Below are 11,874 nucleotides of genomic sequence, written 5' to 3' on the forward strand. Positions count from 1 at the left end.
ATGTCAGCCGAGATGATCCTGCGATCGGGAGCAGGTGGCCGGCATTTTTGACGGGTTCACTGGTAGCCGGCGGAACCGCTGGCCCCGGTCGAGGTCGCCAGCGTGCGCAGGCCGATCTGGAACATGAACGCGTGGCTGAGCACGGGCGGCGTGGTGCCCGCAGCATAGCTATACGAAGTTACATAGTTCGCCGCCAGCACGAAGCAATCGTCGACATAGCCGGCGCCGAGCACATATTGGTTGATCTTGTTGGCCTCGAGGTCCCAGCGCGCCGAGCCCGTCACCACCCAATTGGTCGCGACCTTGATCGAGCCGGTCGTCAGGATGCCCTCGCGGCGGGTCAAATAGCCGAGTTCCGGCTGCGCCGCGTAATTGCCGTACATCACGCTGACCGACCAGCGATTGAAGTTGGCGCGGCCTTCCGCCTCGAAGCGCTGGATGTTCCAGGTCTGCTCGTCCATGCGGGAGCGGACGCTGAACGTATAGGTGCTGTTCGGCGAGTAGGCGGCGCTCGCCACGTAATCCGAGCGCGGCTTGTCGAGGCCGGAATTTAGACCGGTATTGATGGAGTCCTGCACCGCGTAGGAGTTCATGCCGAACAGCTGGTAGGACTGGCCGAACAGCACCTTGACGGCGCCGCCCTTGTCGAACTGCGTGGTCGCCTGCACGCCGACATTGGCGCGGCCGCCGCCTTCGACGCGGTCGTAACCGGAGAACTTGTCGACGCTGAACAGGTTGGAGGTGTCGAACACCATGCTCTGCGCATCTTCGTTCGGGAGCTTGCCGGCATAGGTCTCGTTCGGGCGGATGATGATCTGCGCGATCGGCTCGATGGTGGTCGAGCCCCAGGGCTGAACGTTGATGAAGGGATAGCGATATTCGAGGCCGACGGTCGGCATCAGGCGGAACGCTTGGGTGTCGCCGACGGGCAGGTAGTTCGACACGCCCGGCTGGTTGGAGACGTCGGAATTGATCGCGTCGGCGCGCAGGATCGCGAACGGCGTCCAGATCTCGCCGAACGGGTCGGTGAAGGACTTGCGCCACTGCGCCTCCGCCGTCAGGCGGGTGTAGGTGCCGGGGAAGCCACGCAGCAGGCACTGCGACGGCGTGCGCGCGAGCGGATCGGCCGAGGTCGTCGTGCACAGGCCGATGGTGTTGGCCGTCGTCGTGATCGGGTCGAACACCGCGTCGTTACGCGTCAGATTGACGAAGTTCGTCTTGTAGGAGACCTCGCCGCCGAAGATCGGATAGTTGAGCACGTTCGAGTAGTCGATCACGGGATAGACGACCGGGACCTGCTGCTGGTTGCCCGAGAAGCTCGTCCAGTACATCGTGCGCGCGTCGAAGAAGCTGCGATTGCCGACGCCGGTCAGATAGAGTTGCGACAGCGCATCCGTCGGCAGGTTCAGGAACGAGCCGAGCGGATCGCGATAGGCCGACAGGCGGTAGTCCGACATGAAATAATAGTCGGAGAGCAGGACGCCGTCCCAGCCCCAGACCCATTTGTCGTTCAGTGCGAACTGGCCCTTGGTCTCGATGCCGCCGCGGAACTGGCGGTCGCCCGGCTGGCCGGCGAAATTGCCGGGATTGAGCTGGTCGATGCCGTAGACGCGGACCTGGTAGGCGCCGTCCATCAGGCGCTGGCGGAACTCGGCCTGGAACAGCACGCCCTGCTTGGAGGTGATGCGCGGGCTGAAGGTCGCATCCATGTCGGGCGCGATCGCCCAGTAGAACGGGACTTCGACGCCGTAGCCGAACGCCGTGTAGGAGGTGAAGCCCGGCATCAGGAAGCCGGTCTTGCGCTTCACGGTCGGATCGGGCGTCGAGAAATAGGGCATGTAGGCGAGCGGCACGCCGAAGAATTCGAGCTGCGCCGTCTCGAAATACAGCATCTTCTCCTGCTGGTCGTGGATGATGCGGGCGCCCTTGACCTGCCAGAGCGGGGGCTTCTTCGGATCGTCCTTACACGGCGCGCAGGCGGTGTAGACGCCGTTCTCGAACACCGTGTAGTTGCCGCTCGATCGGTCGGCACGGGTCGCGGCCATGCGGGTCTGGTCGGCGGTGTCCACGCGCAGCGAATCGACGAAACCGTCGCGGTAGTCGTCGGAGAGATCCAGAATCTCGGCATAGGTGATCTTGCCGTCGGCATCCGTCATGCGGATGTTGCCTTCGGCATGGAGCCGCTTGGTCTTCTGGTCGTAGATGACCCGATCGGCCTCGACGCTGGTGCCGTTGTAGAACAGCTGGACGTTGCCGACCGCGGAAATGCGCGAATTGTTGTAGTCGTAATCGACCTCGGTCGCCTGCACGAGCATCTGCCCGTCATTGGCGGCCTTCGGCGGCCGCGGACGCGGCGGCAGCGGATTGTAGGTGTAGCTCTGGGCGGCAGCCGGCGTCACCGCGGCAAGATCGATCATGCCGGCGAGTGATACGGTCGCGATCAGGGCAAGCAGGAGCGTGCGGACAGACAAGCCATATCCGTTCGCGCGCACGGGGGTGCGCAACGTGAAACCAGATACGTGTCCTCGGCGGACGGCCGTCACTATCCGTCCTCCTGATACAGCAAGGCCAAAAAGCCGGTGAGGCCGCCCACCACCACGGGCAACCACGCCGCAGCGATCGGATGCATCAACTCAGCCTTGCTCAAGTCTTCAGTCACTTTCGACAGAACGTAGAGCAGAAAGCCTGCGCCCACGCCACTCAAAACCATCTTCTGTACGCCGCCCATCCGGAAGAAGCGCAGCGACACGGACGCCGCGAGCATCACCATGGCGGCGAGCAAAAACGGCTGTGCCAGCAGCTTGTGATACTGGAGTCGATATCCGGCTGTCGCGAACCCCGAGCTCTCCGACGAGCGGATGTAGCTCGGTAGTTGCCAAAAGGACACAGTCTCGGGTGTGGAAAAGCTGTTGCGAACCTGCGCTTCGGTCAACGTCGTCGGAATCTCGAGACTGGCCTGATCGACCGGCGGAGAATCGAGCGAGAAGCGGCGTACGCCCTTGAACAGCCAATGGCCGGATTCGAGCGTCGCCTCGCGCGCCTCGATCCGCTCCTTGAAGTGCTGCTCTGTGTCAAAGCGGAACAGCGTGAGTCCCGTCAGCCGGACGCCCTGTTGCTCGCTGCGCGCCGCGTTGATGATGGTCTGGCCGTCGCTGGTCACCTGGTTGAGCCAGAAGCCCGAGGCGTCCTGGATGCCGCCGCCAGGCGCCGAGCCGAACAGCTCCGCCTCCATGCGCTTGGAAAGCTCGCGGAGGTTAGCCGACATCGGATTGTAGGCGATGGTGGCGATCACGCCGATCAGGAGCGCGCTGCCGAGCGCGGGCGAGATGAACTGCCAGGCCGAGATGCCGGCGGCGCGCGCCACCACGAGCTCGAGCCGGCGGGAGAGGGCGAGATAGCAGGTCATGGCGCCGATCAGCATGCAGAACGGCGTCAGCTTCTCCAGCAGTTGCGGTACCCGGAACAACGAGGTCTCGGCCACCATGATCGCGGACGCCGACGCCAGCCCCGAGGTCTTGCGCACCATCTCGATGTAGTCGACCAGCACCAGCAGCAGGAAAATGCTCGCGAACACGCCGAGTGCGGCGACCACGAAGCGGCCGGCGAAATAGCGCCCGAGCGTGTTGGTGAGCATGCTCATGCGGTCGCCGGCCGTCCGAACAGCCGCGCGATCCGCGCGTTCGATCTGTTGATGGCTTCCGTCAGGCCGGGCGGCGGCTCGACCACGATGCCGCCGATGATCATCCACAGCCCGACACCGATCGCGCCCAAGACCATCGCGTACTGGAACAGCACTGGACCGGGCGACTTCACGGCCATCACCGAGCAGGCAAATCCCGCCATGCGCAGGCCGAACACGGCGAGCACCGAGCCGCCGATCGAGAAGTTGCGGCTCTGGCGGGTGGTACGCGGCGCGCCGAGGAAAGCGAAGGTCAGGACGGCAAAGGCGAAGGGATAGATAGGCGCGAGCAAGTTGTCGTGCAGGGCCGAGCGGAACTGCCCGGGAATCTGCTTGTAGACCGGATCGTCCTCGGACGGCGAGAACAGCTCCCACAGATAGCGCTCGCGAATGCCGAGGGTGACGTCATGGCCCTGGTTGCCGAACTTCGACATGTCGAAGCCGTAGCGGCCGAACGCCACCAGCGCAGGGTCGCGCTTGCCGGCCTCGAAGCGCTGGAGGTTGCCGTCCTTGAGCACCAGAAACGATCCGTTCTCGTTCTTCACGACCTCGCCGTGCTCAGCGACGATCGAGACGCGCTCGTTCGGATCGCGACGGTCGTCGATGAAGATGCCGGCGAGGATGCCGCCCGGCAGACGCTCGCGAATCCGGATCGTGAGATTCTTGTCGAGCTGGGCGAAGCGGCCGGGCTGCAGGATGTTGGTGAGCACGTCGGCGGTGATTTCGGCGTCCCACTGCTTGATCCGCCGCATGCCGTCGGGGGCGAGGTAGGCCGCGATGAAGGCCACCAGCAGCGCCACCACGCAGGTGGCGTAGAAGAACGGATAGAACAGCCGGAACGGCGAGAAGCCGGCGGCATTCATCACGATGATCTCGGAATCGGTCGCGAGCTTGTTCAGCGTGTGCGAGATCGCGATCATCAGCGCGATCGGCGAGATGATCAGCACCAGCGCCGGGATCACGAGGCTGGTGATGCCGAGGAAGGTCATGATGGTCTGACCCTGGCTCGTCATCAGGTCGATGCCGCGCAACGCCTGCGTAATCCAGATCACGCCGGTAAGGCTGACCAGGACGAGCGCAAACGACGCCAGCGTCGTGCGGAAAATATACCTGTCGATTGACCCCATGCGCTACCGCACGAATCCCACCAAAGCCCCAACACGCGCGCACCGGAATTCCTTCTATCCAACCAATCCCCTGACAGGGGATCCCCAAGGTCGGCCAGGCAGCTCTTCCGGAGGCTCACCTTCTCACTACCATCCCTTTGATCCGTCAACAAAATGGCTGACCCATGGCACCCTCAACATATGGTTAATATTTCCCTCGTTGTGGCGTCCCTGCCACGGGCGGTGCTTGGCATCGACCGCGCTTCTCGCCCATAGTGCGGGCAGACGAGTGAATCGCCATTCAGGTTCGGCTTTCGGCCGGCTCGCTTGATTGGTAAAAATCCCATGTTTTCGAGGAGTTACCCATGTCCGATGCCATCAAGGTCGGCTTCGTCCCGTTGGCCAGTGCCGCCCGTGGCATCCTGATCGTGTTCTGTGACGACGCTCTGAAGGTTGGTCCGGCGACGGCCAAGGCGCTGGGCGGGGCAGCCGAGCTCGTGAAGCGGGCGGCGGCCGCCGCCTCGTTCAAGGGTAAAACCGGCGCCGCCCTGGACATCCTGGCGCCCGAGGGTCTGAAGGCCGAGCGCCTGATCGTGATCGGGACCGGCAAGGCATCGAGCCTGAAGGGCAACGACTTCCTGAAATTCGGCGGCGTGGCCGCCGGCAAGCTCAAGGCTGGGACCGCTGCCATGACCATCATGGCGGAACTGACGGCTGGCGCCATGACCAGCGAGCAGGCGGTTGCGATCGCCTCGGGCCTGCGGCTGCGCGCCTACAAGTTCGACCGCTACAAGACCAAGAAGAAGGACGGCGAGGAGGGCGCCTTGCGCGCCGACGTCTCGCTGGCGGTCGGCGATGCGGCCGCAGCGAAGAGGGCCTTCGTGTCGGCCGGCGCCGTCGTCGACGGCGTCATCATCGCGCGCGATCTCGTCAACGAGCCGCCGAACGTGCTCTTCCCCGAGGAGTTCGCGCGCCGCGCAGGCCTGCTGCGCAAGCTCGGCGTCAAGATCGAGGTGCTCGACGTCAAGGCGATGCAGAAGCTCGGTATGGGCGCGCTGCTCGGCGTCGGCCAGGGCTCGGCGCGGCCGAGCCGCACCGTGATCATGCGCTGGGACGGGGCTAAGAAAGGCGAGGCGCCGGTTGCCTTCGTCGGCAAGGGCGTCTGCTTCGACACCGGCGGCATCTCGATCAAGCCGGCCGGCAGCATGGAGGACATGAAGGGCGACATGGGCGGCGCTGCATGCGTCGTCGGCCTGATGCACGCGCTCGCGGCGCGTAAAGCGAAGGCCAACGTGGTCGGCGCCATCGGCCTCGTCGAGAACATGCCCGACGGCAATGCGCAGCGGCCGGGTGACATCGTCACCTCGATGTCGGGCCAGACCATCGAGATCATCAACACCGACGCGGAAGGCCGCCTCGTGCTGGCCGACGTGCTCTGGTACGTGGCCAAGAAGACCAAGCCGAAATTCATGGTGGATCTGGCGACGCTGACCGGCGCGATCGTGGTCGCGCTCGGCACCGATCATGCCGGCATGTTCTCCAACAATGACGAACTCGCCGAGCGCCTGCACGCCGCCGGCATCGAGAGCGGCGAGAAGGTCTGGCGCCTGCCGCTCGGCCCCGAATACGACAAGCTGATCGATTCCCAGTTCGCCGACATGAAGAACACCGGCGGCCGCCACGGCGGCTCGATCACCGCGGCGCAGTTCCTGCAGCGCTTCGTCGACGGGACGCCCTGGGCGCATCTCGACATCGCCGGCACCGCGATGGGCGTGCCCAAGACCGACATCAACCAGAGCTGGGGAAGCGGCTACGGGGTACGGCTGCTCGATCGCCTGGTGGCGGATCATTACGAGCGCAAATGACCGAAGTGCTCTTCTACCATCTGCAAAACATGACGGTTGAGAACGTCTTGCCGCCGCTTCTCGAGAAATCGCTCGAGCGCGGCTGGCGCGTCGTGGTGCAGTCGACCTCACCGGAGCGCGCCGATGCGCTCGACGCGCATCTATGGACCTATCGCGACGATTCCTTCCTGCCGCACGCGACATGGCGCGTGAACGATGTGGCCGAGCAGCCGATCGTGCTGGCGATCGAGGCGGACAATCCGAACGGCGCCAATGTCCGCTTCCTGGTCGACAACGCCGAATTGCCGCAGGACGCGGAGGCCTATGAGCGCATGGTGTTGCTGTTCAACGGCGACGATCCGGATGCGCTTGCGGCGGCCCGCAGCACCTGGACGGATTGCAAGACGCGCGGATTTGAGGTCACCTATTGGCAGGCGGACGAACGGGGCCGGTGGCAGCGGCGGAATTAGCCACCTTACCCGGTTAATGATAATTTGGTCTTTCTCGGGCAGACTGGTTTCGGCCACCTTCGTGCCGCAAAGTGATGTTGGGACAATCGCTTAGGTCTGCTCCTTCATGCGGGGAATCTAGTTTATCGTGCGACATCAAAAGCTTCAAAAGTCGCTCATAGTTGCATTGGCCGCTGTCGCGCCGCTGATCGCGGGCTGCTCGGGCGGGACCGATCTGCTGGCGTCTGCTAAAGACGCCGAATGGTTCAACAAGCCGAGCCGCCTGTTCATCAAGAACATCTCGATCGAATCGCCGCCGCTGACCCCCGACAAGCCGGTTGGCGCTGAAGATCTCGTCAGTGCCGACGGCGCTTGCCCCGGCATGGCACCGCCGCCTGGACCTGCTGATGCAAACGCCTCGACCACGGCGCCCGCGCCGATGGGCGGCACGGTCGCGCTCGGCCACACCGAATGCGACGTGGTGCGCGGCATCGGCGCGCCCTCCAATGTCAATCTCTCAAGCGATGCCGCCGGCCGTCGCGTCGCGGTTGTCACCTGGACCACGGGTCCGCGCGCGGGCATCTACACGTTCACATCGGGGCGCCTCTCCGCGATCGAGGGCTCGCCCGAGCCGCAGGTCGCTCCGAAACCGGTGAAGCCGAAGGCGAAGAAGAAGGCGGCGACGTAACGCGTTCGTCTTGTCCGCTTCTGCTCTCGAAGGCCGGTTGCGACTGGTCAACGCGATCAGCCGCTTGTACCCGTCCAGATCATCACGCGGCCTTACGCCCCTTGATCGCCGTCGCACTGGCATGGACCGTGATCGCACCGCTCGCGCTTGCTGGCAGTCGCGCCTGCAGTCGGCGTTTGAGCTCAGCGCCCTGGGCTTCCGACAGCTTTCCCATCACGCCGCTTGGGCTGCTCACGACCATCGACAACCAATAATCGTCGAAGTCAGCGAATGTCCGCTCGACAACCAACTCACGGGTTTCGATATTGCTCAGGCCAATCTCCGCCCAGAGTGCCTTCAACGCTTCGAAACGTGAAATGTCCGCGCTCGGCGGGCGCGCTGCGGGGATACCAAGGGCATCCAACTCTTCCCACAGCGGCTGCGTCGGCGTGCCGCCCCGCACAATGTCCCAAGTGTAGGACGCGACCATGCCGCCGGGCTTGGTGACACGGACCATTTCCGAAGCACCTTTGCGCGCGTCGGGGACGAAGAACAGCGCCAGCGCCATCACCGCGACGTCGAAGCGGTCGCGGTCGTAGGGAAGTGCCATCGCATCGCCAATTGAAAGCTCGACCGGTTTTGCCGCGAACTTTTGGCGCGCCGTCGCAATTTGCGCATCGGAGGGATCAATCGCGCAAACGGATGAGGGAGCGGATTTCGCAACAAGGAGTTCAGTGAACGCGCCGTTGCCCGCACCGACATCCGCCCAGGCCAGTCCGGGTCGTGGCGCCAGCCAGTCAAGGAACAAGGTCCCGGCCGATCGGCTCCAGGGTGCCATGAAGCGCTCGTAAGCTGCGCCATCGGTGAATTTGATCGGTTCGGGTGACGACATCCGAGATCTCCCTCAAATATTCGTTGTGCGGATATTCATTGGGCCGAAAATACACGTCGCTCTCGACTCTGCAGCGGGGCCGTGGGCGATTTGCCGACGCCCACTCCGTCGCCGAGCTTAATACCAAATGCGTCGAGACCACACGCGCAATTTCGTTCGGCTTGGCAGGCGCGTCGGAAGGTGATCCGCCGCCGCAGCTCCCAACTTGCGAGCCATCATATCCGCAGATGCCCAAGACCGGCCTGCCGCAAATCTGGAGGGAATCTCCAGAATAATCACGCGCATCTCAAGCAACCCTTCAAGATTGTCTTGACGGCGGCTGCTACGCATCGAGGGGGGGCTAGATCGATCGAAGGAATATTTGGATGTCCATTACCTCTGTTTTTTCCCCGGTTACGGGGCAGCTCACGATTTTCGGCGATAGCGCCAATAACGGCCTCGTGATCGACCGCGACATGTCTGGCCGCATTCTCATCAATAACGGGCAAGTGAAGACCGTCGGCGGCGATCCCACTGTCGCCAACACCAACGAGATCGATGTCTTCGGTCAGAGCGGTGACGACACCATCACCGTCAACGAAAGCCACGGCGCGATGCCCGCGGTGCATATTTTCGGCGGCGACGGCAATGACAGGATCACGGGCGGCTCGGGTGCTGATCTGCTGTTCGGTCAGGCCGGCGACGATGTGATCAAGGGCGGCGGCGGCAACGATCTGCTGTTCGGCGGCGCGGGCAACGACACGCTCGACGGTGGCAGCGGTGACAACCAGCTGTTCGGCGAAGCCGGCAACGACCTCATGATCTGGAATCCCGGCGGCGGCAGCAACGTCGTCGAAGGCGGCGACGGCAACGACACGGTGCAGATCAACGGCAGCAACGCCTCGGAGACGTTCACGATCACGGCGAATGGCACCCGCGTGCGGTTCGACGGGACGGGCGCTGCGCCATTTTCCCTCGATATCGGCACGACGGAGAATCTCGTGCTGCATGCCGGCGGCGGCGACGATGTCATCACGGCAGGTAACGGCCTCGGCAGCCTGATTTCGCTGACGCTCGACGGCGGCGCCGGCAACGACACGATTACCGGCGGCGACGGCAACGATCTCCTGATCGGGGGTTCCGGCAACGACATCGTCAACGGCGGCCGCGGCAACGACTTGGCCCAGCTCGGGAGTGGCGACGACACCTTCATCTGGAATCCCGGCGACGGCAGCGACACCGTCGAGGGCGGATCGGGCAACGACAAGCTGCTGTTCAACGGCGCCAACATCGCCGAGAACATCAACATCACGGCCAATGGCGGCCGGGTGCGCTTCACCCGCGATGTCGCCAACATCACGATGGACCTCAACAGCATCGAGCAGATCGAGTTCGATGCGCGCGGTGGCGCCGACAACATCACCGTCGGCGATCTCACCGGCACCGGTGTCAAGCAGGTCCTGGTCGATCTCGGAGCCACGCCCGGCGGCACACAAGGCGACGGCGCGGCCGATACGGTGACCGTCAACGGCACCAACGGCAATCAGCACATCGAGGTCACGGCCACGGGCACCACGGTCACGGTGACAGGCCTGCCGGAAGTCGTGACAATCGCCAATGCCGAGGCTGCCAACGACCGGCTGGTGATCCAGGCACTCGACGGCAACGACGTCATCGATGCATCCGCGCTCGCCGCGGTGATCGGGCTGACCATCGACGGCGGCGCCGGGAATGACACCATCACCGGCAGTCAGGGCGCCGACACCCTGATCGGCGGTGACGGCAACGACAAGGTCACCGGCGGCCGCGGTAATGACGTGGCGTTTCTCGGCGCGGGCGACGATATCTTCACGTGGAATCCCGGTGACGGCAGCGACGTCGTCGAAGGCGGCACGGGAACGGACACGCTGGTGTTCAACGGCTCCAATGTGGCCGAGAACATGTCGATCTCGGCGAACGGAAACCGTGCGCTGCTCAGCCGCGACGTCGGGAATATCGTCATGGATCTCAACGATGTCGAGCACGTGCAGATCGCTGCCGCCGGCGGCGCCGACAACATCACGGTTAACGATCTGACCGGCACTGATGTCACGCAGGTGGCTATCGACCTCAGTGCCGCCCCCGGCAGCCAAAGCGGCGACGGCGCGGCGGACCGCGTGACGGTGAATGGCAGTGCCGGTGACGACACCATCAAGGTCGTCACATCAGGCGGATCGATCGTGGTCAACGGGCTTGCCGCGCAAGTCACGGTCGCGCACGCCGACGCCGGTGACGTGCTTGCCGTCAACGGCGGATTGGGCAACGATGTCATCGATGCCTCCGCAATCAAGGCCGGCCAGCTCGTCAGCCTCAATATCAACGGCGGCGATGGCAACGACACCATCACCGGCAGCGCCGGCAATGACATCGTGAATGGCGGCCGCGGCAACGATGTCGCCAATCTCGGCGCCGGCGATGACACGTTCGTCTGGAACCCCGGCGATGGCAGCGACACCGTCGAAGGCGGCAAGGGCACCGATACGCTGCTATTCAACGGGGCCAACATCAATGAGAGCGTCAACATCTCGGCCAATGGCGGTCGGGTGCTGTTCACCCGCGACGTTGCGTCCATCGCGATGGACTTGAATGGGGTCGAGCATATCGACTTCAACGCCCTCGGCGGCGCCGACAACATCACCGTCAACGATCTCTCCGGCACCGGCGTCAACCAGGTCAATCTCGACCTCGGCGCCAATGACGGCGCCGCCGATACCGTGACCATCAACGGAACCAGTGGCGCCGACGTCATCACGGTCACCGAGCACGACGGCATCGTCACGGTGTCGGGCCTTGGCCAGGACATCAACATCACCGATGCCGGCGCGGGCGACAAGATCGTCATCAATGGCCTCGATGGCGACGATGTCATCACGGCCACGGGCCTGCACGGCGGCATCCAGCTCGTTGCCAACGGCGGCAACGGCGACGACGTCCTGATCGGAGGTTCCGGCAACGACACGCTGACGGGCGGGGCGGGTGACGACGTGCTGATCGGCGGTGCTGGCCAGGACGTCCTCGATGGCGGCACCGGCAGCAACGTTCTCATCCAGGACGGGGGACCGATGGCGGCTGCGATGCTGCTCAACCAGGCCATGGCGGCGAGCTTCGTTCCGGCCGGCGACGGCCATGGCGCGATGCCGCTGGCCGACCCGCACACGGCGCAGACCCAGACGCTCGCTCCGCCGCAGCACGCCTGACGCTCCGGCCTGGAGAACGCCC

At 64.3% G+C, this 11,874-nt stretch carries 8 protein-coding genes; 4 read left to right on the forward strand and 4 right to left on the reverse strand.

Translation table 11 applies throughout. From position 1 onward, the window contains the following. Nucleotides 1-56: 56 nt before the first annotated feature. Genes K3F49_RS19470 through lptF form a run of 3 tightly spaced genes read right to left on the reverse strand, consistent with a single transcriptional unit; the run spans nt 57 to nt 4,806 of the window. A complete protein-coding gene (locus K3F49_RS19470) occupies nt 57-2,543 on the reverse strand; it encodes an LPS-assembly protein LptD (protein ID WP_234682567.1) in 2,487 nt (828 codons plus the stop codon). Next, nucleotides 2,543-3,640 (reverse strand): LPS export ABC transporter permease LptG, encoded by a 1,098-nt coding sequence (gene lptG, locus K3F49_RS19475; RefSeq protein ID WP_234682568.1) that lies wholly within the window; start codon nt 3,638-3,640, stop codon nt 2,543-2,545. The genes K3F49_RS19470 and lptG overlap by 1 nt, the downstream gene beginning before the upstream one ends. Beyond that, complete coding sequence (gene lptF / locus K3F49_RS19480; RefSeq protein WP_234682569.1) at nt 3,637-4,806, reverse strand: LPS export ABC transporter permease LptF; 1,170 nt, start codon at nt 4,804-4,806, stop codon at nt 3,637-3,639. The genes lptG and lptF overlap by 4 nt, the downstream gene beginning before the upstream one ends. Before the next feature lie 344 nt (nt 4,807-5,150). Between lptF and K3F49_RS19485 the strand changes: the two genes are divergently transcribed. The 3 genes from K3F49_RS19485 to K3F49_RS19495 all read left to right on the forward strand — a co-directional run bounded on the left by K3F49_RS19485 (nt 5,151) and on the right by K3F49_RS19495 (nt 7,766). After that, complete coding sequence (locus tag K3F49_RS19485; protein WP_234682570.1) at nt 5,151-6,650, forward strand: leucyl aminopeptidase; 1,500 nt, start codon at nt 5,151-5,153, stop codon at nt 6,648-6,650. Continuing rightward, nucleotides 6,647-7,099, forward strand: a complete 453-nt coding sequence (locus K3F49_RS19490) for a DNA polymerase III subunit chi (protein WP_234682571.1) — start codon at nt 6,647-6,649, stop codon at nt 7,097-7,099. The genes K3F49_RS19485 and K3F49_RS19490 overlap by 4 nt, the downstream gene beginning before the upstream one ends. A 166-nt stretch (nt 7,100-7,265) precedes the next feature. After that, nucleotides 7,266-7,766: a hypothetical protein gene (locus tag K3F49_RS19495; RefSeq protein ID WP_234682572.1), complete on the forward strand. Its 501-nt coding sequence runs from the start codon at nt 7,266-7,268 to the stop codon at nt 7,764-7,766. An 82-nt stretch (nt 7,767-7,848) separates the two neighbouring features. On the opposite strand, the gene K3F49_RS19500 is transcribed toward K3F49_RS19495, so the two are convergent. Further along, nucleotides 7,849-8,637 (reverse strand): class I SAM-dependent methyltransferase, encoded by a 789-nt coding sequence (locus K3F49_RS19500; RefSeq protein WP_234682573.1) that lies wholly within the window; start codon nt 8,635-8,637, stop codon nt 7,849-7,851. A gap of 365 nt (nt 8,638-9,002) precedes the next feature. Here K3F49_RS19500 and K3F49_RS19505 point away from each other — a divergent pair, with 365 nt between their 5' ends. Continuing rightward, nucleotides 9,003-11,852 (forward strand): beta strand repeat-containing protein, encoded by a 2,850-nt coding sequence (locus K3F49_RS19505; RefSeq protein ID WP_234682574.1) that lies wholly within the window; start codon nt 9,003-9,005, stop codon nt 11,850-11,852. Nucleotides 11,853-11,874 lie beyond the last annotated feature (22 nt).

Source organism: Bradyrhizobium monzae, assembly GCF_021458635.1.
Classification (GTDB): domain Bacteria; phylum Pseudomonadota; class Alphaproteobacteria; order Rhizobiales; family Xanthobacteraceae; genus Bradyrhizobium.

What these genes read in the sequence shown, in the direction of transcription:
- lptF (WP_234682569.1), bottom strand. Translation starts at nt 4,806, where the DNA reads ATGGGGTCAATCGACAGGTATATTTTCCGCACGACGCTGGCGTCGTTT.
- K3F49_RS19500 (WP_234682573.1), bottom strand. Translation starts at nt 8,637, where the DNA reads ATGTCGTCACCCGAACCGATCAAATTCACCGATGGCGCAGCTTACGAG.
- lptG (WP_234682568.1), bottom strand. Translation starts at nt 3,640, where the DNA reads ATGAGCATGCTCACCAACACGCTCGGGCGCTATTTCGCCGGCCGCTTC.
- K3F49_RS19490 (WP_234682571.1), top strand. Translation starts at nt 6,647, where the DNA reads ATGACCGAAGTGCTCTTCTACCATCTGCAAAACATGACGGTTGAGAAC.
- K3F49_RS19505 (WP_234682574.1), top strand. Translation starts at nt 9,003, where the DNA reads ATGTCCATTACCTCTGTTTTTTCCCCGGTTACGGGGCAGCTCACGATT.
- K3F49_RS19485 (WP_234682570.1), top strand. Translation starts at nt 5,151, where the DNA reads ATGTCCGATGCCATCAAGGTCGGCTTCGTCCCGTTGGCCAGTGCCGCC.